The following is a 22117-nucleotide window of genomic DNA, read 5'->3' on the forward strand; positions in this document are numbered from 1 at the left end:
GACTAGCGGGAGGGCGTTACACGCCTGTTACACACCCTTCCCCCAAGGCCTGGGGCAGAATAAGGCCATGCCCTACCCCGTGCCCCCCTCGAGGCTCCGCCCGCCCCGCACCGCCCGTGAGGTGCGGCGCCCCCGCCCCCTGCGCCGGGTGGAGGAGGCCTTCCAGAGGAGCCCGGGGGTGGTCCTGGCGGCGGGGCCCGGCTACGGCAAGACCAGCCTGGCGGCGGAGCTGCCCGGGCTCTACGTGGCCCTGGCGGAGGAGGCCAAGGACCCGGCGGTCTTCCTCTGGCACCTCCTCGCCGCCTACCGCGACCGGGCGGAGGTGGGCGAGGCCACCGCCCTCCTGGAAAGCGGGGCCTGGCCGCGGGCCCTGGAGGCCTTCCTGGAGGCCCTGGAAGCCCTCGGGCCCCAGCTTCTGATCCTGGACGAGGCCCACCGGGCGGAAAGCCCCGGGGTCCTCCGGGCCCTGGAGGGGCTTTTGCGCCTGCCCTCCCTGCGCCTGGTTCTCCTCTCCCGGAAGGCCGCCCCCTTCGCCTTCCTCACGGTGCTCTCCGAGCAGGAGCTGGCCTTTGACCCCGAGGAGGCCTGCGCCCTGGCCAAGGCCCTGGCCCCGGAGCTCCCGGCCTTTGAGGTGGAGCGGGCCCTCTCCCTGGTACGGGGCTGGCCCCTGGGCCTCCGGGTGGTCCTCCTGGCCATGCGGCGGGGGCTTAAGCCGGAGCTGGCCCTGGAGAGCGGGGAGGGCCTCCTGGCCTACCTGGCCTACGGCCTTCCCCAGGACCTCCTCCTGCGGGCGGCCCGGCTGGCCCTCCTGGGCGAGGTGCCCGAGGAGGGGGCCAGGGACCTCCTGCCCTACGCCGAGGACCTGCTCCTGGAGAGGCGGGCAGGGCGGCTCGCCTTTCACCCCCTCGTGCGGAGCGCCCTCAAGGCCCTCCTGCCCGAGGCCGAGGCCCGGGATCTCCTGTCCCAGGCGGCCCAGGAGGCCCTGGCCCAAGGGGAAGGGGTGCGGGCAGCGGAGTTCCTCCTGGAGGCCGGGCGCTTTGGCCACGCGGCCGACCTCCTCCTCCGGGAGGGGCGGACCTGGCTGGAGCGGGGCCTCACCTACACCGTCCTCCGCCTCCTGGCCCACCTCCCCGAGGGGGTCAGGCGGGGGCGGACGGGGCTTCTCCTCCTCGAGGCCGAGGCCCTGCGCCAGGCGGGGCGGTACCGGGAGGCGGAGGCCGCCTACCTGAGGGCCCTCGAGGCGGGAGAGGACCAGGCCCACCTCGGCCTGGTCCGCCTCTTCCTGGACACCGTGGAGCCCGCCCGGGCCAGGCCCTACCTGGAGGAGGCCCTGAGGCGCTTTCCCGAGGAGGCCAGGCCCCTCCTGGCGGAGAACCTCCTGAACGAGGGCCGGCCCGAGGAGGCCTGCGCCCTGGGGCTCGCGGGTCCCCGGGTCCTCCTGCGCCAGGGCCGCCCCTGGGAGGCCCTCTCCCTCCTCCGGGAGGCCAAGGACCCGGGCCTGCACCGCCCCCCCCAGAACCACCGGGAGGGAAGCCTCCTCAGGGCCCTTCTGGAGTGCGTGGCGGGGGATGCGGAGGAGGGCCTGCGCTTCGCCGAGCGGGGCCGGTTTGAGGCCGAGGTCCTGGGGAGCCCCTTCGGGATGAGCCTGGCCGAGGCCCGCAAGGGGCACGCCCTCCTCGCCCTCTCCCGCCTCGAGGAGGCCAGGGCCGCCTACGAGGCCGCCTTGGCCCTGGCCGAGGGCGGCCCTTCCCGGCTCAAGGTGGAGGCCTTGGGGGGGCTCGCCGCCCTGGGGAGCCGGGAAGCCTACGGGGAGATGGTCCGCCTGGCCCGGGCCTCGGGGGACCTTTGGGTGGAGGAGTTCTTGACCCTGGCCGTGGCCCTGGCCTGGCTGCGGCGGGGGGAGGCCTTCCCCCTCCCTCCCCTGGAGCTCCTGGACCCCTTCCTCCGGGAGGTGGCCGAGGCCTACCCCTTCGCCGACGGCTGGGAAGGGCTCCTCCTCCGCTACCCCTTCCTCGCTGCCCCCACCCTCTTCGCCCCGCCCCTCCCCCGCCTGCGCCGGGCCCTTTGGCGGCTGGGCCGGCTCCCCTTGGCCTACCACCCCGGGGTGCGCCTGGAGGTCCGGGCCCTGGGGGCGTTCCGGGTCCTGGTGGACGGCAGGCCCGTCCGGTTCCGCCGGGAGAAGGCGAGGCTCCTCCTCGCCCTCCTCGCTGCCCGGGACTTTGAGAAGGAGGACCTCCTGGAGGCCCTGGAGGCCTCCCCGGGGGAGTTCCGCGTCCTCTGGTGGGAGGTGGTGAACGCCCTGGAGCCCGGAAGGCCTAAAGGGGCCCCCCCCTACTTCCTGAGGACCCGCCCCTACGGCCTCCACCTCGAGGCCCCCGAGCTCTACCTGGACCTCCTGGACCCCAAGGCCCCCCTCGCCCTGCCCTTCGCCGACCTGGACCACCCGGTCCTGGAAGAGCGCCGCTGGGAATACCTCCAAAAGCGGCGGAGGGCCCTCCTGCAAAGCCCGGACCCCGAGGGGTGGCTCGCCCTCCTCCGGCTGGACCCCCTGGACGAGGAGGCCTTCGCCCGGCTGAGGGCCAGCCCCCTCGCCGCCGAGGCGGAAGGGCTGCGCCGGGCTGCGCTCCAGGAGCTTGGCCTCTAGGGCGCCGCGGCGAGCTTCCGCCCTTGCGCCTCGTTGCCCTCACCCTCCCGTGGACCCCGCCCGCCCCACCTGGTACCCTAGGGGTTAGGGATGGAGTACGAGACCCTGGCGGTGCTCTCGGGGTTGCCCCAGGACCCCCACGGGGCGGTGGGGCTTCCCATCTATGCGGTGGCGGCCTACGGTTTTCCCACCCTGGAGGAGGGGGCGCGGCGCTTCGCCACCGGGGAGGGCTACGTCTACGCCCGGCAGAAGGACCCCACCGCCAAGGCCCTGGAAGAAAGGCTCAAGGCCCTGGAGGGGGCCCTCGAGGCCGTGGCCCTGGCCTCGGGACAGGCGGCCACCTTCGCCGCCTTGCTCTCCCTCCTCCGCCAGGGGGACGAGGTGGTGGCGGCCAAGGGGCTCTTCGGCCAGACCATCGGGCTTTTTCAGCAGGTCTTCGGCCTCATGGGGGTGAGGGTGCGCTACGTGGACCCCGAGCCCGACAGCGTGCGGGAGGCCCTCACCGAGAGGACCCGGGCGGTCTTCGTGGAGACCCTGGCGAACCCCGCCCTCTTCGTGCCCGACCTCGAGGCCCTGGCCTCCCTGTGCGAGGAGCAAGGCGTGGCCTTCGTGGTGGACAACACCTTCGGGGCGGCGGGGGCGCTGTGCCGGCCCCTAAAGTGGGGGGCCCACGTGGTGGTGCAAAGCCTCACCAAGTGGGCCTCGGGGCACGGCTCGGTGCTGGGCGGGGCCGTGCTTTCCCGGGAAACCCCCCTCTGGGAACGCTATCCCCAGTTCCTGGAGCCCGATCCCAAGGGGCAGGTCCCCTGGGAGGCCCTGGGGCCTAGGTGCTATCCCGAGCGGGTCCGCACCCTGGGACTCTCCCTTATGGGCATGAGCCTTTCCCCCTTCCACGCCTACCTCCTCTTCCAGGGCCTGGAGACCGTGGCCCTCCGGGTGAAGCGGATGGGGGAGAACGCCCGCTTCCTTGCCGAACACCTCAAGGGCCACCCCAAGGTGAAGGCCCTCCGCTACCCGGGCCTCCCCGAGGACCCGGCGTACCCGAACGCCAAGAAGTACCTGGCCTCTGGAGGGCCCATGCTCACCCTGGACCTGGGAAGCCAAGAGGGGGCAAGCCGCTTCCTTGCGGCCCTCCGCCTGCTCAAGGCACCCAACCTAGGGGACGCCCGCACCCTCTTGGTGCACCCCTGGACCACCACCCACAGCCGCCTCAAGGAGGAGGCGAGGCTTCAGGCCGGGGTCACCCCGGGGCTGGTGCGGGTCTCCGTGGGCCTGGAGGACCCCAAAGACCTCCTCGCCCTCTTTGAGGAGGCCCTGGAGGCGGCGTAGATGCCCTACACCATCGGCGAGCTCGCCCGGGCGTTTGGCCTCTCCCCGGACGCCCTCCGCTACTACGAAAGGCTCGGCCTCCTCGCCCCCGAGGGGCGGACGGAAGGGGGGTACCGCCTTTACGGGGAGGAGGCCCTCAGGCGCCTCCGCTTCATCAAGGAGGCCCAGGCGGCGGGGCTTAGGCTGGAGGACATCGCCGGGATCCTCCGCGCCATGGAGGAGGGCCAGCCCCCCTGCTGCCACGTGCAGGAGATGCTGCGGGCCCGCCTGGAGGAGGTGAGGCGGCGCCTTCGGGAGCTCGAGGCCCTGGAGGAGGCCCTGGCCCGCCGCCTGGCCTACGCCCAGGCCCACCCCGACCCCGCCTGCGACGGGAAGGACCACTGCGTCTACCTGGACCCCCTTGACCCTGGAGCAAGCTCCAGGGTCTAGCCTGGGGGCGTGGAGAAGAACCGGTACCGCATCAAGGTGCCCGGGATCCACTGCGCGGGGTGCATCCGCACGGTGGAGCGTGCCCTGGGCCAGGTGGCGGGGGTGGAGAAGGCGCGGGTGGACTACCCGAGGAAGGAGGTCCACGTGCTGGGGGAGGCTTCCCTGGGGGACCTCCTCGCCGCCCTGGAGCGGGTGGGCTACCCGGGGGAGGCCCTGTGACCTACGACCTCCTCATCGTGGGCTCGGGTTCCGCCGGGGTGGCGGCGGCCCTGGAGGCGAGCGCCCTCGGGGCCAAGGCGGCCGTGGTGGAGGCGGGGGTTTTGGGGGGACCTGCGTCAACGTGGGGTGCGTGCCCTCCAAGTACCTCCTCCGGGCGGCCGACGCCTTCCACCGGGCGGGCCACCCCGCCTTCCCCGGCCTCGCCACGGGGGCCCTTGGGGTGGACTGGAGGGCTCTCCTTTTGGGCAAGGAGGCCCTGATCTCGGCCCTCAGGAAGGAGAAGTACCAGGAGGTCCTGGAGGCGGCCGGGGTCCCCGTGCTCCGGGGGAGGGCCCGCTTCCTGGACGGGGAAAGGATGGAGGTAGAGGGGCGGGAAGTCCTCGCCGGGCGGTACCTTCTCGCCACCGGGGCGAAGCCCTTCCTTCCCCCCATCCCGGGCCTCCGGGAGAGTGCCCCCTGGACCTACCTCGAGGCCCTCTCCGCCCCCACCCTCCCCGAAAGCCTCCTGGTGGTGGGGGGAGGGCCCATCGGCCTTGAGCTCGCCCAGGCCTTCGCCCGGCTTGGGAGCCGGGTGGTGGTCCTCGAGGCCCTGCCCGAGGTCCTGCCAAAGGAGGACCGGGAGCTTGCCCGGCTCCTTCGGGGCTACCTGGAGGAGGAGGGCCTTAGGGTCCACACCGGGGTCCGGGTGGAGGCCGTGGCCCGGGAAGGGTCCTTCCGCGTCCAGACCGACCGGGGGGTTTTTGAGGCGGAAAGGCTCCTCGTGGCCGCGGGGAGGAGGCCGGACCTGGAGGGGCTTGGCCTGGAGCGGGCGGGCATCGCGCGGGACGAGGGGGGCTTCCTCCAGGTAGACCCCACCTTGCGCACCACCAACCCCCGGGTCTACGCCGCCGGGGATGCGGCGGGGCTTCCCCAGTTCGTCTACATGGCCGCCCAGTCGGGCCGGGTGGCGGCGCGGAACGCCTTGGGGGTGGAGACGCCCCTGGACCTCGCCGCCCTCCCCCGGGTGACCTTCACCGACCCCGCCCTGGCCGCGGTGGGCCTCACCGAGGAAGAGGCGAGGGCGAGGGGCCTGAGGGCGCGGGCGGCCTTTCTCCCCCTCTCCCTCCTGCCCAAGGCCCTCACCGCCCGCGACACCCGGGGGGGTTTCAAGATCGTGGTGGACGAAGAGGGCACGGTCCTCGGCCTCCACGTCCTGGCCCACGAGGCGGGGGACGTAGTGCAGGAGGGGGTCCTGGCGGTGAAGTACGGCCTCAGCTACCGGGACCTCATAGATGCCTTCCACCCTTACCTAACCCTGGCCGAGGGGGTGCGGCTCGTGGCCCAGGCCCTGGATACCGACCCCAGGCAGCGCTCCTGTTGCGCATGACACCATGCTACCCCGCGAGCGCCACTTGACACGATGGGAATGGGCCTTCTTTTCACTTCCCAAAAGCGAAGCGATGCGTTGAAGGGGATTTTATGGAGCTTCTCACGGAAGAGCCCTTAGGATTGAGGTGTGGTCCGGTGGCGGGTTGTTCTTCTCCTCGCCCTGGGGCTGGCCCTGGCCGTCAACGCCCCCTGGGCCCTGCAGGGGGTTTACGCCCTGGCCTACCGGGCGTCGGTGGGGCGGCTCCCCGCATTGCCGCCCCCGGGGGCCGGGGAACGCCTCCTGGTCCTTTCCCCCCATCCCGACGACGAAAGCCTGTGCTGCGGGGGGCTCATCAGGGAGGCCCTGGCCCAGGGAGCCGAGGTCTTCGTGGTCTGGCTCACCAGCGGGGACGGGTTTGAGTGGGATGCGGCCCTCCTGGACCGCACCCTGAGGCCGGGCCATGGGGACTACCAGGCCCTGGCCCTGAGGCGGATGGGGGAAGCCCAAAGGGCCGCCCAAGCCCTAGGCCTTCCCCTGGACCACCTCTTCTTCCTCTGCTACCCCGATCGGGGGCTCCTGCACCTCTTCCTGGAACGCCGGGCCGCTCCCTACACCTCCCCCTACACGGGGCTTGGCGCCGTGACCTACCCGGGCTGCTTCTCCCCAGGAGCCCCCTACACCGGCGAGGCCCTGGAGAAGGACCTGGAGGGGGTTCTGGACCGGGTGCGCCCTACCCTCCTCCTCGCCCCCTCGCCCCTGGACGCCCACCCTGACCACCAGGCGACCGCCTACCTGGCCCTACGGGCCCTGAGACCCGGGGTGCGGGCCCTCTTCTGGATCGTCCACGGGGGGTGGGAGTGGCCCCTGCCCAAGGGGTACCACCCGGGCCTTCCCCTGGAACCCCCGCCTCGAGGGCGCAGCCTAAGCTGGCGGCGGCTGGACCTGCCGCCCTCCGCCGAGGAGGCCAAGCGCCAGGCCCTCCTGGCCCACCAAAGCCAGCAGCGCCTCCTCTCCCGTTTCCTCATGGCCTTTGTACGCCGCAACGAGCTTTATAGCCCCCTTCCCCTCCCCCGCCACCCCCTGCCGGAGCCCGGGCGCTAAGGGGGTGGCGGGATCCGCAAGGCCCCGTCCGGAGGTATAGCCTAGAGGGATGGGCGAGGAAGAAGAGGAGATCCGCCTGCTGCGCCGGGTGGCCCTGGGGGACGAGGAAGCCCTCCTTGCCCTCTACCGCCGCTACGCCCCGAGGGTTCACGGGCTCGCCCGGCGCATCCTCCGGGACGGGCACGAGGCCAAGGATGTGGTGCAGGAAACCTTCTTGCGCATCTGGAACAAGGCGGAGCGCTTTGACCCCGCCCTGGGCCGGCCCGCCACCTGGATCCTCACCATCGCCCACAGGCTGGCCCTGAAGCGCCTCAAGGCCCTGGAGCCCCTCGCCCTCCTCGAGGAGGACGGGGCGGAGGAGCGCGTGGGCGGGGACGACCACCTGGACCGGATCCGGGTAGCCCAGGCCCTGAAGGCCCTTTCGCCCGAGGAGCGGAAGCTCGTGGAGCTCGCCTACTTCCAGGGCTACGCCCACAGCGAGCTGGCCCTGCTCTTGGGCTGGCCTCTCGGCACCGTGAAGAGCCGGCTCCGCCGCGCTTTGGCCAAGCTGGAGGGGAAGCTCAAATGACCCACCCAGACCCCGACGACCTGGTGCGCCTGGCCCTGGACCTCCTGCCTGAGGGGGAGAGGAGGGGGCTTTTGGCCCACCTGAAGCGTTGTCCCTCCTGCCGCGCCGCCTACCGCGGCCACCTAGAGGCCCTGAGCGCCCTCATCCTCGAGGCCCCCGTGCCCCCCTCCTGGGAGGCGGAGCTAAGGGAGCGCCTCCGCCCGAGGCCCCATTGGGCCCGCAGGCGGGTTCTGGCCCTGGGGCTTGCCGCACTTCTCCTCACCTTCCTGGGGTCCTTTGGGCTCCGGACCTGGCAGAGGGCGCTCGCCGAGAGGCGCTTTTTCGCCCTGGCGGCCGAGCCCGGGGCCCGGCTCATGCCCCTCCTCTCCCCCTCAGGCCGCCAGACGGGCTGGGCCCTGCGCACTGCCCAAGGAGAGGTTCTGCTCCTCCTCAAGTCCCCCCCGCCCCCGGGCCGGGTCTACCAGGCCTGGCTCATCCAGGAGGGGCGCCGGAAGAGCCTCGGCCTCTCCCCCACCCCCCTCCTGGAGCTGGGCCCTCTGCCCGAGGAGAGCCTGGTGGGGGTCTCGGTGGAGCCCCCGGAGGGCAGCCCCGCCCCCACCACCCCCTCGGTGGGCCGGGCGCGGATCTAAGCACCCCGCTCTGGCTTTCGCCAGAGCGGGGGCCCTCCACGTTGCGCAACCGGGTTGCGGGCCCTTAGGCCCAAGGGAAGGAGAGGGAGCCATGAAGGGAGAGGAAGCCACAAGGGGATGGGAAGCGGGACTGATCGCCTCAGGCCTAAGCCTGCTCCTGGAAGCCCTGGGGCGGAATAACCCCCTCACCGGCCTCTACGGGGCCCTGACCCACTTCCTCGGCACCCCCGAGGCCTTCAACCTCCTCCACCGCCTCTTGGGCTACGGGGAGGCGGCCAAGGCCTTGGCCTTCTTGGCGGCCTTGGGCCTCTTCCTCCTCCTGCACCGGCTCCTTTGGGGCCTGCCCTACCTGCTTTTAGCCCTCTACCTGGCCCTAGCGGGGCCTTGGGGCCTCCTTTCGGGGCTTTGGCTGCTGCTCCCCCGGGGCTGGCCTGCGGGCAGGCGGCGGGTCCTGGGGCTCGGGCTTCTGGCCCTGGCCACCCTTCTCTTGGGGCGGAGGCGGGGAAGCTCTCGTAAAGAAAGCGCTCTGCCCCTCCTGGGCCAGGAAGGCCTCTACCAGGTTTCCAAGAACCCCCCCTTCCTGGACCCCGACCTCCGGGGCCGCCCCTACCGTCTGGAGGTGGAACCCCTTGGCCCTCTCCCTGGAGGACCTCATGGCCCTGCCCGCCCGGGAGCTCGTCCACACCCTCATCTGCATCTCCAACCCCGTGGGCGGGGACCTGGTGGGGTGCCTGCGCTGGAAGGGGGTTTCCCTCCCCGCCCTTTTGGAACGGGCCGGGCCTAAGCGGGAGGCCCGCTACCTCCGCTTTGAGGCCGCGGACGGGTACGTGGAGTCCCTGCCCCTGGCCGAGCTCCCCCAAGACGCCCTCCTGGCCTACGCCGCCTTTGACCCCGAAAGGGGGCGGTACGAGCCCTTGTGGCCCAGCCACGGCTACCCCGTGCGCCTCCTGCTTCCGGGCCGGTACGGGATGAAGCAGCCCAAGTGGCTTACGAGGATCCGCCTGGAGGCGGAAAAGACCCTCGGGTACTGGGCCGAGCGGGGATGGAGCGAGGAGGCCCGGGTGCGGCCCATGAGCCGGATAGACTGGCCCCGTCCCGGGGCCTCCCTAAGGGTGGGGGAGGCCCTCGAGGTCCGGGGCATCGCCTTTGCCGGAGGGAAGCCGGTGCTGGCGGTGGAGGTCTCGGTGGACGGGGGGAAGCGCTGGGAAAGGGCCGAGCTCCTCCCCTCCCTGGGACCCTACGCCTGGCGGCTTTGGCGCTACGCCTGGCGCCCGGAGGTCCCGGGGCGCCAGGCCCTCCTGGTGCGGGCCTGGACCCGGGAGGGTCCCCAGGACCCTACCCCGAGGGACCCCCTCCCGGATGGGGCCACGGGGCTCCACCGGGTGGAGGTCGTGGTGCGCTGAGGCCGCCCCGGGGCAGAGTAGCGGGAAGGAAGGGGGGCGAAACCCGAGGCCAAAGGGGGATCCGCTTCACCCCCTTTCGGGGTATTACCGGGTGGAGGTGAGGGTATGGAGCGTAGAGCGTTTTTGCAGGCCGCAGGTGGGGTTCTGGTTTCGGCCTTGGCCGGCCGGGCCTGGGCCCTGGTTCAGGCCACGGGGGAGGGGATCTTCCGCCGCTACCCCGCGGAGTTCACCGGGTTCTCCGTGCCCCCTGGCCGGCCCTTCGCCGCCCAGGGGGTGGGGGAGACGCCCCTTGGCACCTCGGTCCTCATCCGCACCGTCAAGGAGCAGCCCCTCCACTACCACCGGGAGCGGCTGGAGGTGGCTCTGGTCCTCAAGGGAGAGGGGGTTTTGGTGGCCGGGGGCCGGGAAACCCGCATCGCTCCCGGGCAGGTGGTCCTCATCCCCCCCATGACCGCCCACGCCTTCCTCGGGGAGCTGGACCTCCTTTCCCGCTTCAGCCCCAGGCTCATGGGGGACGTGGTCTTCGTGGACCGGGGCCCCGGGCCCCAGGAAGGGGTTCCCCTCCTCCTCACCCCCAAGCCCCCCGCGGTGCCCCAGGACCGGCCCTTCGCCGCCCAAAGCCTGGCCAACCACCCCCTGGGCACGGTGCTGGCGGTGGCCACCCGCACCGGGCAGCCCTGGCACTACCACCGGGCCCGGGACGAGGCCATCTACGTGCTGGAGGGCGAGGGAACGGCCCAGGTGGAGCTCAAGCGGGAGAGGGTGGGCCCGGGGAGCCTCCTCCTGGTTCCAGCGGGGGCCATCCATCAGTTCCAGGGGACCTTGAGCTTCCTTTCCGTCTTCGGACCGGCCCTGATGGGGGATGTGGTCTTCCTATGAGGATCGGCGCGCTTCTCCTCCTCCTCACCGCCTGCGCCCCCATGCCCCTTAGCGCCCCCAAGGCGCCCGGGGGGGCCGAGGTACGGGTAAGCCTCGTGGACTTTGAGTTCCAGCCCAAGGCCCTGAAGGTCCCCCCGGGAACCACCCTGGTCTTCGTGAACCAAGGCCAGGCCCCCCACACCGTGACCGACAACCAGGGCCGCTTTGACAGCGGCGTGCTGGCCCCGGGAGCCGAGTTTCGCCGCACCTTCACCGAGCCCGGGACCTACGCCATCTACTGCCGGATCCACCCCTACATGGTCTTCAGCCTCGAGGTGGGCCCCTAAAGGGGGCGGACGCGGGGCGGGCCCAGGTGCCGCCACCTAGCGGCCCAGGGCCTCCCTCGGCCCCTGGGGCACGTGGCCGTAGGCCTGGTAGAGGGCGTAGGCCTCCCGCAGGTACCCCTTCCCCTCGGGCCGCCCCTCGCGGGCGAGTAGGAGGCCCAGGGCGTAGCGGGCCAAGGGGTTCTTGGGGTCCAGGGCCAGGGCCTGGCGGAACATGGCCTCGGAACGGGCCAGGCCCTCCGGGGTCTTGCGGCGGTCCCACAGGCCCCCCTTGGCCTGCTCTCCCCGGTAGTAGTAAAACTGGCTGCGGACGAAGGCGTAGGGCAGGGGCGCGACCCGGTCCGGGGGGAGGAGCCTGCCCCCCACCCGGTAGGCCTGGATGCCCCCGTCGGGCCCGTAGAGGGGCTCGGCGAAGCGGTACGCGCCCTCGGCCAGGAGGAAGAGGCCCTGGTGGCGGGCCAGGGGCTCGGGCTCCGAGGGGTCCACCAGGTAGTCCCGTCCCTTAAGCCGGAGGACGGCCACGGCGTGCCCCAGGTTGCTCTCCCGGCCCTCGGGGTTCTTCCAGACCATGTAGACCCCCGCAGGGTAGCCCGCCTCCTCCAGGAGGCCCTGGACCAGCACCCCCTGGAGCAAGCACTGGCGCTCCCCCTTGAGGGCGGCGTAGGCGAACTCGTACCCCTCCTCGAGGCTGAAGCGGGGGAGGAGGCGCTTCACCAGGCGGAAGGCGAAGCGGGCCGCCTCGAGGCCCCCCTCCGCCCTCTCCCTGCGGAGCGCCCGCTCCAGGGGTTCACCGAAGGCCCGGGCGTAGGCCCCTTCCAGCCAGGGCAGGAAGGGCGGGGCCCCCTGCACCTCCCGGTAGGAGTCCTGGACGAGGGCTTGGAACGCCGGGCTGTGCAGGGGGAAGGCTAGAGCCGCAGGGACCAGCCCAAGCGATAGAGCCAGAAGAAGACGAACCACCATCCCAGAATATACAGCGCCGACCAGGCCCAGCCCCCCAAAGCGGCCCCGAACCGAAGGGTGAGGGCGGTAAGGAGGGCCCGCAAGGGGGCCTGGAGGAGGGTTTTCAGGGCAAGGGGCAGGGCGTAGGCGAGAAGGGGGTTCGCCCCCAAGGGGAGGAAGGGCCGGAGGAGCCAGCCCGGAAGCCTCTCCAGGAGGAGGAGGAGAGGGGCGCCCAGCCCTAAGGCGAGGAGGAGGTAGGTGGGGGTCCAGTAGGTCTTGTCGGGGGGGAGAAGGGGGCTCCCCGCCAGGCCCAGGGCCAGGCCCAGGAGGCCTAGGGCCAGGGTCCAGGCCCTCCTCCCCTCCACGAGGGCCTCCCCCAGGAAGGTGGCGAGAAGGACAAACCCCCCGGTAGGGATGGCGGAGAGGAGGCCCCTAAGGCCCAAGGGGGCCAGGTAGGTGCGGTTCAGGTGCAGGGGGAGGTTGGCCTCCTCCCGGAAGACCCCCGCCCCCACCCCGGGGATGGGGACCAGGAGGAGGGCCGCCCCGTACCCCAGGAGGAGCAGGAGGGCCAGGAAGAGGCGCCTTAGGGGGGGAAGGTCGTAGAGCCAGGCCCCCACCAGGTAGGCCAGGGCCAAGAGTTGGAGCACATCCAGGGCGAAGACCGGCCGGCCCGCCCGCAGGCTGGTGAGGCCCAGGCCCAAAAGAAAGAGGCCGAAGGCCCTGCGGAGGACGCGCACCTCGTAGCGCCAAGGGGGCAGGCCGCGCCGGAGGAAGCCCCTGCGGCTGAAGGGGATGGCCGCCCCCATGGCCAGGAGAAACCAGGGAAAGACCCAGTCCGCCAGGTAGTAGCTCCGGCCGAAGGGCCCATGGGCCATCCAGGCGGGGGCCCCGGGGGGCAGGTTGTTCACGAGGAGCATGAGGAAGACGGTGAGGCCCCGGAAGGCGTCCAAAGCGGGGTTTCTCATCGCCGGGCCAGAAGGAGCCCCGAAACGGGGCCCAGGGCGAGCCCCCGGCCCTGGGCCAGCCGGGCAAAGGCCGGCAGGACCTCGAGGGTGGCCCGCACGTTGTCGTGCAGGAGGACGATGCCCCCGGGGCGCAGGTGGGCCGCGAGGCGGGCCTCCAGGACCTGAGGGGGCAGGCCCGCGTAGTCCCCGGGGTCGTCGGTCCAGAAGACCGTGGTGAGGCCGAGCTCCCGGGCCACGGCGAGCACAGTGCGGTCGTACCGCCCCCCGGGTGGGCGGAAGTAGCGCGGGCTTTGGCCCGTGAGGCGGAGGAGGACCTCGCTGCAGGCCAGGATCTCCTCCCGGATCGCCTCCTCGGGGAGGCCCGGGAGGCGCACGTGGTGGTAGGTGTGGTTGCCAAGCTCGTGGCCCTGGGCCACCAGGTCCCGCACGAAGTAGGGGTAGGCCTCCGCGTTGCGGCCGATGACGAAGAAGGTGGCCTTGAGGTCCAGCCGCCTCAGGGTGTCCAGGAGAAGAGGGGTAAAGAGGGGGTGGGGGGCGTCGTCAAAGGTGAGGGCGGCGTAGGGCGCCCCGGGGTTCCCGTGGTACAGGACTCCTCCCCGGAAGCCCAAGCGGCTCGCCCGCACCTGCTCGGCCTTCTCCTTGGCCCGGTAAGCCTCGGGGCCCTCCAGGCGGGGACGGTCCTCCAGGACGGGCTCGGGGGGGCGCCTGGGGACGAGGCCCGGGTTCAGCCAGAGCCGGTCGTACCCCGAAGGGGCCTTCAGGGCGAGGAAGTCCCTGACCCGCTCCCGGGGGACGCTGGCGGTGAAGAGGGGGAATCCCGCCGGGCCCGGGTAGGGGCTCGGGTAGAGGGAGAGGTCCACCTCTCCCAGGCCGGGCCTGGCCGCCAGGGCCAGGCTCAGGGCCTCCTGGGCGAGCCTGAGGAGGGAGGGCGGGGAGGCCTTGTCCTTGGGGACCTCCAGGACCAGATGGGCGGCCTCGAGGTGGCCGTTGGAGAGGTAGTTGGCCCGCACCAGCCCCGGCAGGGAAAGGGACAGGGTGGGGAGGGGCTCCTTGGGCAGGGGCTTGGCCGCCCCCGGGCCCTCCACGTAGGGCAAAGGCGCCAGCATTAGGAGGAAAGGCAACATGGCCTAAGTTTAAGGGGACCGCCCGTCTCCCCGCTCAGGGTGGGCAGGAAACCTGAAGGGCGCCTGAAGCCGACCCGGTCCGGGCCCCTTGAGCCCCTCAGCCCCCGAGGCCGCGGAAGAGGAGGAAGAGGTTGAGGGCGAGGACGAGGAGGGCGGCGGCCCAGGCCAGGAGGCGGACGGCCGGAGGGTTGGCCATGGGGCCCATGACGCCGGGGTCCTCGGTGAGGCGGACCAGGGGGAAGAGGGTGAAGGGGAGCTGGAAGGAAAGGACCACCTGGGAAAGGACGATGAGGGCCATGGGCGAGGCCCCGAAGGTAAGGGCCAGGGTGGCGGGGAGCACCGCCAGGAGCCGGGTGACCAGGCGGAGCCGGGCGGGCCTGGCCCGGGCCCGCAGGAACCCCTCCACCACCACCTGGGCGGCCAGGGTGCCGGTGGCGGTGCTGGAGAGGCCACTGGCCAGGAGGCCCACCCCGAAGGCCAGGGCCGCCAGGGGGCCCAGGAGGGGGGCCAGGGTGCGGTAGGCCTCGGCCAGGTCGGCGATGGCCAGCCCCCTTTCGTGAAAGACGGCGGCCGCCACCACCAAGATGGCCGCGTTCACCAGCCAGGCCCCCGTCAGGGCCAGGGCCGTGTCCACGAGGAGGAGGCGGTAGACCCTCTTTCGCTCCTCCCCAAGCCGGGTTTTCACCTGGGCCGAGTGCAGGAAGAGGTTGTGGGGCATGACCGTGGCCCCCAGGATGCCCAGGGCCACGTAAAGCCCCCCGGGGTCCAGGAGGGTGGAATCCGGAAGGAACGCGTGGCGCAGGAGGGCGGTGAGGGGAGGATGGGCCAGGTAGAGCTCCACCATGTAGGCCAGGCCCACCACCCCCACCAGGGCCACGATGGCCCCCTCCACCGCCCGCACCCCGAAGCGCTCCAGGTAAAGGAGGAGGAAGACGTCCAGGACCGTAAGCCAGGCGGCCAGCACCAGGGGGAGGCCCAGGAGGAGGTTCAGGGCCACGGCCATGCCCATGAACTCCGCCAGGTCCGTGGCCACCATGGCCAGAAAGGCGGTGAGGAAGAGGAAGCGCCCGAAGGAGCCGGGGTACCGGGCCCGCAGGTGCTCGGCCAGATCCAGGCCCGTGGCCACCCCCAGCTTGGCCGCCAGGGCCTGGAAGAGCATGGCCATGGCGCTGGACAGGGTGACCACGAAGAGGAGGCCGTACCCGTAGCGGCTTCCCGCCTCGAGGCTGGTGGCCCAGTTGCCGGGGTCCATGTAGCCCACGGAGACCAGGAAGGCAGGACCTAGATACCACCACCAAGGCCGCCTTTTAGGCAGGCCTAATCCCGTCATGCCCCCACTATACACCCTGGGCCAGGGCGCCGCCCACCTTCAGCCTGGCTTCAGCCCTTGGGCTAAACTGAACCCTGGAGGTGCAGCATGGGCAAGCGAGCGTACGCGTGGGCGCTCTTGGCCCTGGGCCTCGCCTGGGGACAGAGCGGGCAGGGCCTTTACAGCCAGTACTGCTCGGGCTGCCACCAGCCGAGCGGCCAGGGCCTCCCGGGGGCCTTCCCGCCCCTGGCAGGCCACGTCCAGGAGATCCTGGCCAAGCCCGGGGGGAGGACCTACCTCATGGACGTCCTCCTCTTCGGCCTGCAGGGCAGCATCCAGGTGAAGGGCCAGACCTACAACGGGCAGATGTCCGCCTGGGGGCCCCAGCTTAAGGACGGGGAGATCGCCGCGATCCTGAACTACATCAGCACCAACCTGGGCAACAAGCCCCCCAAGGGCTTCAAGGCCTACACCGCCGCCGAGATCGCCAAGGAGCGGGCCAAGAAGCTCACCCCGGACAAGGTCTACGCCCTCAGAAAGAGCCTGAAGCTCTAGATGGCCGCCCTGCTCCTCCTGGAGGACGAGGAGGCCCTGGGCCAGACGGTGGCGGAGGCCTTGGCGCGGCACGGCTTCCAGGTCCACTGGGCCAAGGGGGAGGAGGAGGCCTGGTCCCTCCTCCTCGCCCACCCCCTGGACGCCCTGATCCTGGACGTACGCCTGCCCGAAGGCGAGGAGGCGGGCTTCCGCTTCGCCCGGGCCGTGAGGGAGATGGGCCTCCAGAAGCCCATCCTCTTCCTCACTGCCCGGGACGCCCTCGAGGACCGCCTCCTGGGCCTGGAGGTGGGGGAGGACTACCTCACCAAGCCCTTCCACCTGCCCGAGCTCATCGCCCGGGTCCGGGCCCTCCTCCGCCGGGGGGAGATCCGGCCCAAGCGGGTGGAGGTAGGGGAGGTGGCCCTGGAGGTGGAGAGCCGGAGGGTGCTGAGGAAGGGGGTTCCCGTCCCCCTCACGGCCAAGGAGTACCAGGTCCTGGAGCTCCTTCTCCTGAACCCGGGGCGGCTTTTCAGCAAGGAGGAAATTCTGGAGCGGGTATGGGGACCGGGGTACGAGGGGGAGTCCAACCTGGTGGAGGTCTACATCAAGAACCTGCGGAAAAAGCTGGGGGAGGGCCTCATAGAAACGGTCCGGGGCCTGGGCTACCGCGTCCCCGGATGAGCCTCAGGTCCCGCATTGCGCTGCTCACGGGGCTCGTGGCCTTCCTGGGCCTGGCCCTGGGCCTTTTCCTCTCCAGCCTCCTCCTCTCCCGCCTGGCCCTCCTGGAGGTGGACCGCACCCTGCGCCTCCAGGCCCGCACCCTCCTGCAGGAGGCCCTGGCCACCCCGGACCGGCAGGTGCCCCCCGAAGAGGAGGCCGACCTGCTCTTCGGGGACTTCCCCGCCGCCGCCTGGATCTACGAGGGGGGACGGCTGGTCTGGCAGGGGGGCCTGCCCTCCGCCCCGAACCTCCTCAAGGGCCTGGTCCACGAAAGGCCCGTTTCCCTGGCGGGCTGGCGGGCCCTGGCCCTGGAGCGGGGGGGGCTCAGGGTGGTGGTGGCCCAGCCCCTGGGCCTGGTGGAGCGGCTCGCCCTCCTCTACCTGCGCCTGGGCCTCCCCCTCCTCCTCCTGGTGGGGCTTTTGTCTGGGGCCCTGGCCTACCTCCTCCTCCGCCCGGTCCTGAGTCCCCTGAAGCGCCTGGCCGAGGCCGCCCTTCGCTTTGAGCCCATACCCCCCTTGCCGGGCCGGGATGAGGTGGCAAGCCTTGCCCAGGCCTTCGCCCAGTTGCTCAGGACCCTGAAGGAGGAGCGGGCCCGGGAACAGGCCTTCCTGGCCCTGGCCAGCCACGAGCTCAAGACCCCCATCGCCGCCTTTCGGGTGGGCCTGGAAAGCCTCCTGGCCCAAGAAAGGGTGGACCGGGAGGCCCTGAAGCGGCTCAAGGTGCAGGCGGAGCGCCTCGAGGCCCTGGCGGAAAACCTCCTCGCCCTCTCCCGGGCCGGGGCCCAGGACCTGAGGCTGGCCGAGGTGGACCTTTACGCCCTCGTCTCGGAGGCCTTTGACCGCTTCCAGCCCCTCGCCGTGGCCCTGGGGCGGGAGCTCGTCCTGGAAGGGGTCTCCGCCAGGGTGGCGGCGGACGCCAGGCTCCTGGAACGGGCCCTCAATAACCTTGTGCAGAACGCCCTCCTCCACGGCCAGGGCACGGTGCGGCTTCGGGTGGGCCAGGACGCGGAAGGGGCCTACCTGGAGGTGGAGGACCAGGGACCCGGGCCCTCCTCGAGGGCCCGGGAAGGTCTGGGCCTGAGGGTGGCGCGCCAGGTGGCCCTGGCCCTAGGGGGTTCCCTCGTCCTCGTCCCCGGTCCCCCTTTCCGGGCCCGCCTCCGCTTCAGACCAGATTCAGCCTCATTCCCTAGGCTTCTCTCTGGAGCGCCAAGCTCCGGAGGTGCAGCATGAAACGGATGGCGTGGCTCTTGATGGCATCGGCCCTGGCCCTGGCCGCCCCGGCCACCCAGGGGAAGCTCACGGTGAGCGCGGCCTTCCCGCCTAAGGTCCTGCCGCCCAGCACGGTTCTTATCCTGGAGGACGCCAAGGGCATGGCCCTCTGGGAAAGCGGCAAGGGCGTGGCTCCGGCGGCCGAGGCGCTAGAGAAGGCAGCCTACGTGGTCTTCAAGCTCCCCAAGGCCACCTACCGCTACCCCGTGGTCAAGAAGGGCATGGCCCTGGAGGAGCTCGAGGTCAAGGTGGGGAAGCGGGTCTACACCTTGGGCACGCTGCTCAAGAACCGGAACGTGGCCGTGGGGAAGGACGGGAGCCTCATGCCCCTGAAGGCGGCCAAGCCCTCCTCCAAGAAGCCCTAACCCTGGAGTAGGGGCGGTTTACCCAAGTCCCTTCCTGAGGCCGCTGGCCCCCAGCTTGGGGGCCAGCGGCCTTCCTCGCCTATACGCGTGAGGCACCTCGCAGCTCCACATCTATAAGAATGGCGGTCCATCCCCACGTGCGTGGGGACTACCCTTCGCCCTGGCCGCCTGGGCCGGGTGGGAGCTGTGGCAGGCCTACCGGCGTTAAGATGAAAGCATGATCTTACCCGAGGAGATGGAAAAGGCCCTAGAGCGCTTCAAAAAGGTCTATGGTCCCGGCTGGGAGAAAAAGCTCCTTAGCTTGAAGGGCAGACGAGCTGGGAAAATCCGGTACCGCTCCGGCCAGCTCGTAGCGCCGAAATATTCGCCCTCGCAAGACCATATTCAGGTGGGGACTCTCACATGTATGAGGTAGATATCTCCTGGGGTGCACTTTGAGGGAAGCTTGACTCGGAGGCCAGGAGCTTCTGTTCTCTCCCCGCGCCGGGGCGATGTCTAGAGCGCAAGCACGAAGGGAAAGCGCGGACCAAGAGTGGGGCCCTTACCCCTCGAGGCCCGCCTGGGCCTCGGCGAGCCGAAGGACTGCGGTCCAGTCCTCCTCCCCCATCCCCCTCGCCACCCCTTCCAGAAACCGGTCCAGTAGAAGGTGCCCGAGGGGCAGGGGCGTGTGGGTGGTGTCCGCCGCCTGGTGAATGAGGCGTACGTCCTTGAGCCCCAGCCGGAGCTTGAACCCGGGGGGGCTGAAGCGCCTTTCCAGAAGGATCCGCCCGTAGGCCTCGTAGATCGGGGAGCGGAAAAAGCCCCGCACCACCTCGTAAAAGGCCTCCCGCCTCACCCCGTTCCTCTCCACCAGCACGTAGGCCTCGGAAAGGGCCTCCAGCATGCTGGCGATGAGGAAGTTCCCCCCGAGCTTCACCGCGTGGGCCAGGTGGGGGGCCTCCCCCACCTCGTAGACCTCCACCCCCAGGGCCTTGAGGAGGGGCCTCGCCTCCTCCACGTCCGCGGGCGCCCCCGCCACCACGATCCTGAGCTCCCCCTTGGCCGCCGCCTCGGGCCGGCCGAAGACGGGGGCCGCCAGGTAGCGCTTCCCCGCCTGCCTATGCCTTTCCCAGAGGGCGCGGGAGTAGGGCACCCCCAGGGTGCTCATGGCGATGTGGAGGCCCCCCGGGGGAAGCCCCTCCAGGATCTCGGGGAGGACGGCCTCGGTGGCGGCGTCGTCCGCCAGCATGGTGATGACCACTCCCGTTTCCGCCGCCTCCTTGGGGCTTCCCACCGGGATGAGGCCCTCCGCCTCCTTGGGCGTGCGGTTCCAGGCCAGAACCTCGTACCCCGCTTTGGCCAGGTTCTTGGCCATGGGGAGGCCCATGCTCCCAAGCCCCACGAAGCCGATCCGCCGCATACCCCCATCCTACCCCAGGGGGGGCCCTTAAGCTCGGCTTAAGGAAACGCCCCTTGCTCCCTTTAGCCTCCGGGCTTAGGCTCCCCGGGCGAGGAGGCGAGCATGGACTTCACCCCCCTCGAGGCCGCCCACCTCCTGCGCCGGGCCGCCGCCCGGGGCCGGAAGGAGGAGGCGGAGGCCTTGGCCGAGCTGGGGCTCAAGGGGGCGGTGGAGCGGCTTCTCGCCCCGCCTGCCCTCCCCCCCGACCCCGAGCTCCCGGAGAAGCCCGGGGAGGCCTGGGAGCCCCTCACCGCCTGGTGGCTGAACCACTGGCTCACCACCCCCACCCCGGCCGCAGAAAGGCTCGTCCTCTTCCTCCACGGCCACTTCACCAGCGAGCTGAGGAAGGTGCGCTCCCCCCAGGCCATGAGCCTGCAGAACCAAACCTTCCGCACCCTCGCCTACGGCTCCTTCCGGGACCTCCTCTTCGCCGTGGCCCGCGACCCCGCCATGCTCCTCTACCTGGACAACGCTCAAAGCCGCAAGGAGCACCCCAACGAGAACTGGGCTCGGGAGCTTCTGGAGCTCTTCACCCTGGGGGTGGGCCACTACGGCGAGGAGGACGTGATGGCCGCCGCCCGCGCCTTCACCGGCTATTCCGTGGACGAGAAGGCCCTCAAAGCGGGGAAGCCCCGCTTCCTCTTCCGCCGGGCCTGGCACGACCCGGGCAAGAAGCGCTTCCTGGGGAGGGAGGTGGAGGGCGGGGACGAGGTCCTGGAGATCCTGGCCGACCACCCCGCCACCTACGGGCGCCTCGCCCGCAAGCTCCTCGCCTTCTACTTTGCCCCCAACCCCGAGCCCGCCCTCGAGGCCGAGGTGGCGCGGATCCTCAAGGAGATGGGCTTCCGGGAGGCCCTCGCCTACCTCTTCCAGCAGGAGGCCTTCTACCGAGCACGGGGCCTCTTGGTGCGGAGCCCCGTGGAGCACGTGGTGGGCCTGGCCTACGCCGCCTCCTTGCGGGAGGTGCCCAGGGCCTGGATCCGGGCCCTTCCCGCCATGGGGCAGGCCCCCTTCAACCCCCCGAACGTCAAGGGCTGGGAGGGGGGCCGGGCCTGGCTTGGGGACACCGCCCTCCTCGTCCGGCTCAATTTGGCGGCGGGCCTGAAAGGGCCCTTGGACCTTTTTGTCTTCGCGGACGGGGAAGGCCTCGAGGCCCTCGTCCGCCCCGAGGCCCAGCTCCTTTAGGAGGTGAGTGTGGATCGGCGCGAGTTCGTCAAAAGCGGCCTCTTGGGCCTTGCCCTGAGCCAGGCCCCGACCCTTTTTTGGCGCACCGCCCTGGCGGCGGAGGCCGGGGAGAAGATCCTGGTGGTGGTCCAGCTTTCCGGGGGGAACGACCAGCTCAACACCCTGGTGCCCTACCGGCAGGAGCTCTACTACCGCCTGAGGCCGAGGCTCGCGGTGCCTGCCCGGGAGGTGCTGGACCTGAACGGGCGCCTGGGCCTGCACCCCGCCCTCCGGCCCCTCATGCCCCTCTACGAGGCAGGGGCCTTGGCCCTCCTCCCCCAGGTGGGCTACCCCAATCCCAGCCGGAGCCACTTCGTCTCCATGGCGGTCTGGCACACTGCGGACCCCGAGCGAAAGGCGGCCTCGGGCTGGCTCGGGCGGCTTTTGGACCAGGGAGCGGACCCCCTGTGCGAGACCTACCTGGGGGCCAGCACCCCCTTGGCCCTCACCGGGAGCCAGGCCCTGGCCCCCAGCGTGGAGAGCCTGGAGGGCTTTGAGCTGAGGCTCCCTCCTCCCTTGCGCACCCGCTGGGAGGAGGCCCTCCTCCGCCCCAGGCAGGGGGAGGCGGAGGCGGTGCGCCAGGCCTTCCTAAGGCTCAAGGCCACCTTGGCCCAGGTGGGGCGGGCCCGGGGGGTGAAGAACCGGGTGGACTACCCCAACCACCCCTTTGGCAGGGCCCTGGCCGACGTGGCCCGCATGATCGCCGCCGAGCTGCCCACCCGGGTCTTCTACGTCTCCTTAGGGAGCTTTGACACCCACGCCGACCAGCCCAAGCGGCACGAGGAGCTCCTCGGCCTCCTGGCCCAGGGGCTTGCCGCCTTCCACCAGGAGATGCGCCTTCTGGGAAGGGAGCGGGAGGTGCTGGTCCTGGGCTTCTCCGAGTTCGGGAGACGGGCTCAGGAGAACGCCTCCTACGGCACCGACCACGGCAAGGGAGGGCTGATGTTCGCCCTCGGGCCGGTGAGGGGCGGGGTCTTGGGCCCCGAGCCCGACCTCGAGGACCTGGACGAGGGGGACCTCCGCTTTCAGCTGGACTTCCGCGCCGTCTACGCGGCTGCGCTGCGCTTTTTGGGCCTCGAGCCCGCCTCCATCCTGGGCCCGGGCCCAGCCCCCATTCCCCTGGTCTAGGGCCTACCCTTTTTTGGGCTCTTCCGCCTTGGCCTCCGGGGGTTTGGGGGCCTCGGGGGGCTTGGCCTCCTCCTTGACCTCCTCCACCACCCCCTCCATGCTCCGCTTGAACTCCCGTACGGACTGGCCAAGGCCCCGGGCGAGCTCGGGGAGCTTCCGGGGGCCGAAGAGGAGGAGAGCTACCACCAGGATGGCGATGAGCTGGGCCGGACTGTCAATCATGGCGGTTTC

24 protein-coding genes are annotated in these 22117 nt (G+C 71.3%); 18 read left to right on the forward strand and 6 right to left on the reverse strand.

The window, feature by feature from the left end; all coding sequences use genetic code 11:
* The first annotated feature begins 67 nt into the window (after positions 1–67).
* The 11 genes from H531_RS0101335 (at position 68) to H531_RS0101385 (ending at position 10875) form a co-directional block, all read left to right on the forward strand.
* Positions 68–2644, forward strand: coding sequence for a MalT transcriptional regulator family protein (locus H531_RS0101335; RefSeq protein ID WP_022797568.1), 2577 nt, complete (start codon positions 68–70; stop codon positions 2642–2644).
* A gap of 90 nt (positions 2645–2734) precedes the next feature.
* Positions 2735–3973, forward strand: a complete 1239-nt coding sequence (locus tag H531_RS0101340) for an O-acetylhomoserine aminocarboxypropyltransferase/cysteine synthase family protein (RefSeq protein WP_022797569.1) — start codon at positions 2735–2737, stop codon at positions 3971–3973.
* The gene (locus H531_RS0101345; RefSeq protein ID WP_022797570.1) at positions 3974–4402 is read left to right on the forward strand and encodes a MerR family transcriptional regulator; all 429 of its coding nucleotides are present in this window, start codon (positions 3974–3976) and stop codon (positions 4400–4402) included.
* Between the two features lie 9 nt (positions 4403–4411).
* Entirely contained in the window at positions 4412–4621 is a 210-nt protein-coding gene (locus H531_RS12595) for a heavy-metal-associated domain-containing protein (RefSeq protein WP_022797571.1), read from the forward strand.
* A gap of 130 nt (positions 4622–4751) precedes the next feature.
* The gene (locus H531_RS13395; RefSeq protein ID WP_245540643.1) at positions 4752–5987 is read left to right on the forward strand and encodes a dihydrolipoyl dehydrogenase family protein; all 1236 of its coding nucleotides are present in this window, start codon (positions 4752–4754) and stop codon (positions 5985–5987) included.
* A gap of 129 nt (positions 5988–6116) precedes the next feature.
* Positions 6117–7070: a PIG-L deacetylase family protein gene (locus H531_RS0101360; RefSeq protein WP_022797572.1), complete on the forward strand. Its 954-nt coding sequence runs from the start codon at positions 6117–6119 to the stop codon at positions 7068–7070.
* A gap of 49 nt (positions 7071–7119) precedes the next feature.
* Entirely contained in the window at positions 7120–7638 is a 519-nt protein-coding gene (locus H531_RS0101365; protein WP_022797573.1) for a sigma-70 family RNA polymerase sigma factor, read from the forward strand.
* A complete protein-coding gene (locus H531_RS0101370) occupies positions 7635–8267 on the forward strand; it encodes an anti-sigma factor (protein ID WP_022797574.1) in 633 nt (210 codons plus the stop codon). The genes H531_RS0101365 and H531_RS0101370 overlap by 4 nt, the downstream gene beginning before the upstream one ends.
* 629 nt (positions 8268–8896) lie before the next feature.
* Entirely contained in the window at positions 8897–9670 is a 774-nt protein-coding gene (locus H531_RS14175; RefSeq protein ID WP_156860427.1) for a molybdopterin-dependent oxidoreductase, read from the forward strand.
* 105 nt (positions 9671–9775) lie between these two features.
* Positions 9776–10549: a cupin domain-containing protein gene (locus tag H531_RS0101380; RefSeq protein WP_028490579.1), complete on the forward strand. Its 774-nt coding sequence runs from the start codon at positions 9776–9778 to the stop codon at positions 10547–10549.
* Positions 10546–10875 (forward strand): cupredoxin domain-containing protein, encoded by a 330-nt coding sequence (locus H531_RS0101385; RefSeq protein WP_028490580.1) that lies wholly within the window; start codon positions 10546–10548, stop codon positions 10873–10875. Before H531_RS0101380 ends, H531_RS0101385 begins: the two co-directional genes overlap by 4 nt.
* 36 nt (positions 10876–10911) lie before the next feature.
* Here H531_RS0101385 and H531_RS0101390 read toward each other — a convergent pair whose 3' ends face one another.
* From H531_RS0101390 to H531_RS0101405, 4 genes are all read right to left on the reverse strand, one after another.
* The gene (locus H531_RS0101390) at positions 10912–11829 is read right to left on the reverse strand and encodes a tetratricopeptide repeat protein (protein WP_156860428.1); all 918 of its coding nucleotides are present in this window, start codon (positions 11827–11829) and stop codon (positions 10912–10914) included.
* Positions 11778–12776 (reverse strand): heparan-alpha-glucosaminide N-acetyltransferase domain-containing protein, encoded by a 999-nt coding sequence (locus H531_RS12610; RefSeq protein ID WP_022797576.1) that lies wholly within the window; start codon positions 12774–12776, stop codon positions 11778–11780. Before H531_RS12610 ends, H531_RS0101390 begins: the two co-directional genes overlap by 52 nt.
* Positions 12773–13900 carry a polysaccharide deacetylase family protein gene (locus H531_RS0101400; RefSeq protein WP_022797577.1) on the reverse strand — a complete coding sequence of 376 codons (1128 nt, stop codon included), beginning with the start codon at positions 13898–13900 and terminating at the stop codon, positions 12773–12775. The genes H531_RS12610 and H531_RS0101400 overlap by 4 nt, the downstream gene beginning before the upstream one ends.
* Positions 13901–13997: 97 nt before the next feature.
* Positions 13998–15230: an Nramp family divalent metal transporter gene (locus tag H531_RS0101405; RefSeq protein ID WP_022797578.1), complete on the reverse strand. Its 1233-nt coding sequence runs from the start codon at positions 15228–15230 to the stop codon at positions 13998–14000.
* Between the two features lie 87 nt (positions 15231–15317).
* On the opposite strand from H531_RS0101405, the gene H531_RS0101410 reads away from it, so the two are divergent.
* The 5 genes from H531_RS0101410 to H531_RS14590 all read left to right on the forward strand — a co-directional run bounded on the left by H531_RS0101410 (position 15318) and on the right by H531_RS14590 (position 18511).
* Positions 15318–15764: a c-type cytochrome gene (locus H531_RS0101410; protein WP_022797579.1), complete on the forward strand. Its 447-nt coding sequence runs from the start codon at positions 15318–15320 to the stop codon at positions 15762–15764.
* Positions 15765–16424 carry a response regulator transcription factor gene (locus tag H531_RS0101415; protein ID WP_022797580.1) on the forward strand — a complete coding sequence of 220 codons (660 nt, stop codon included), beginning with the start codon at positions 15765–15767 and terminating at the stop codon, positions 16422–16424.
* Positions 16421–17692: a sensor histidine kinase gene (locus H531_RS15060; RefSeq protein WP_022797581.1), complete on the forward strand. Its 1272-nt coding sequence runs from the start codon at positions 16421–16423 to the stop codon at positions 17690–17692. The genes H531_RS0101415 and H531_RS15060 overlap by 4 nt, the downstream gene beginning before the upstream one ends.
* A gap of 5 nt (positions 17693–17697) precedes the next feature.
* Complete coding sequence (locus H531_RS12620; protein WP_156860429.1) at positions 17698–18096, forward strand: hypothetical protein; 399 nt, start codon at positions 17698–17700, stop codon at positions 18094–18096.
* A 217-nt stretch (positions 18097–18313) separates the two neighbouring features.
* Positions 18314–18511 (forward strand): hypothetical protein, encoded by a 198-nt coding sequence (locus H531_RS14590; protein ID WP_022797583.1) that lies wholly within the window; start codon positions 18314–18316, stop codon positions 18509–18511.
* A gap of 126 nt (positions 18512–18637) precedes the next feature.
* Here H531_RS14590 and H531_RS0101435 read toward each other — a convergent pair whose 3' ends face one another.
* On the reverse strand, positions 18638–19495 hold the full coding sequence (locus H531_RS0101435; protein WP_022797584.1) for an NAD(P)-dependent oxidoreductase: 858 nt from the start codon (positions 19493–19495) through the stop codon (positions 18638–18640).
* A gap of 102 nt (positions 19496–19597) precedes the next feature.
* Between H531_RS0101435 and H531_RS0101440 the strand changes: the two genes are divergently transcribed.
* Together H531_RS0101440 and H531_RS0101445 are read left to right on the forward strand one after the other, a co-directional pair.
* Entirely contained in the window at positions 19598–20719 is a 1122-nt protein-coding gene (locus H531_RS0101440; protein ID WP_022797585.1) for a DUF1800 domain-containing protein, read from the forward strand.
* Positions 20720–20728: 9 nt separating this feature from the next.
* Positions 20729–21886, forward strand: a complete 1158-nt coding sequence (locus H531_RS0101445) for a DUF1501 domain-containing protein (protein WP_022797586.1) — start codon at positions 20729–20731, stop codon at positions 21884–21886.
* Between the two features lie 3 nt (positions 21887–21889).
* Here the strand turns inward: H531_RS0101445 and H531_RS0101450 are convergent, their stop codons facing one another.
* The gene (locus H531_RS0101450; RefSeq protein WP_028490584.1) at positions 21890–22108 is read right to left on the reverse strand and encodes a Sec-independent protein translocase subunit TatA/TatB; all 219 of its coding nucleotides are present in this window, start codon (positions 22106–22108) and stop codon (positions 21890–21892) included.
* Positions 22109–22117 lie beyond the last annotated feature (9 nt).

This window comes from Thermus islandicus DSM 21543 (assembly GCF_000421625.1).
GTDB classification, from domain to species: Bacteria; Deinococcota; Deinococci; order Deinococcales; family Thermaceae; genus Thermus; species Thermus islandicus.

Bases quoted from the DNA above. Each gene is read 5' to 3' on its own strand.
- H531_RS0101410 (WP_022797579.1), top strand. From the start codon at position 15,318: ATGGGCAAGCGAGCGTACGCGTGGGCGCTCTTGGCCCTGGGCCTCGCC.
- H531_RS0101380 (WP_028490579.1), top strand. From the start codon at position 9,776: ATGGAGCGTAGAGCGTTTTTGCAGGCCGCAGGTGGGGTTCTGGTTTCG.
- H531_RS0101405 (WP_022797578.1), bottom strand. From the start codon at position 15,230: ATGACGGGATTAGGCCTGCCTAAAAGGCGGCCTTGGTGGTGGTATCTA.
- H531_RS0101440 (WP_022797585.1), top strand. From the start codon at position 19,598: ATGGACTTCACCCCCCTCGAGGCCGCCCACCTCCTGCGCCGGGCCGCC.
- H531_RS12610 (WP_022797576.1), bottom strand. From the start codon at position 12,776: ATGAGAAACCCCGCTTTGGACGCCTTCCGGGGCCTCACCGTCTTCCTC.
- H531_RS0101415 (WP_022797580.1), top strand. From the start codon at position 15,765: ATGGCCGCCCTGCTCCTCCTGGAGGACGAGGAGGCCCTGGGCCAGACG.
- H531_RS0101365 (WP_022797573.1), top strand. From the start codon at position 7,120: ATGGGCGAGGAAGAAGAGGAGATCCGCCTGCTGCGCCGGGTGGCCCTG.
- H531_RS14590 (WP_022797583.1), top strand. From the start codon at position 18,314: ATGATCTTACCCGAGGAGATGGAAAAGGCCCTAGAGCGCTTCAAAAAG.
- H531_RS0101340 (WP_022797569.1), top strand. From the start codon at position 2,735: ATGGAGTACGAGACCCTGGCGGTGCTCTCGGGGTTGCCCCAGGACCCC.
- H531_RS12620 (WP_156860429.1), top strand. From the start codon at position 17,698: ATGGCGTGGCTCTTGATGGCATCGGCCCTGGCCCTGGCCGCCCCGGCC.
- H531_RS0101370 (WP_022797574.1), top strand. From the start codon at position 7,635: ATGACCCACCCAGACCCCGACGACCTGGTGCGCCTGGCCCTGGACCTC.
- H531_RS0101400 (WP_022797577.1), bottom strand. From the start codon at position 13,900: ATGTTGCCTTTCCTCCTAATGCTGGCGCCTTTGCCCTACGTGGAGGGC.
- H531_RS0101345 (WP_022797570.1), top strand. From the start codon at position 3,974: ATGCCCTACACCATCGGCGAGCTCGCCCGGGCGTTTGGCCTCTCCCCG.
- H531_RS0101450 (WP_028490584.1), bottom strand. From the start codon at position 22,108: ATGATTGACAGTCCGGCCCAGCTCATCGCCATCCTGGTGGTAGCTCTC.
- H531_RS0101335 (WP_022797568.1), top strand. From the start codon at position 68: ATGCCCTACCCCGTGCCCCCCTCGAGGCTCCGCCCGCCCCGCACCGCC.
- H531_RS0101435 (WP_022797584.1), bottom strand. From the start codon at position 19,495: ATGCGGCGGATCGGCTTCGTGGGGCTTGGGAGCATGGGCCTCCCCATG.
- H531_RS15060 (WP_022797581.1), top strand. From the start codon at position 16,421: ATGAGCCTCAGGTCCCGCATTGCGCTGCTCACGGGGCTCGTGGCCTTC.
- H531_RS0101385 (WP_028490580.1), top strand. From the start codon at position 10,546: ATGAGGATCGGCGCGCTTCTCCTCCTCCTCACCGCCTGCGCCCCCATG.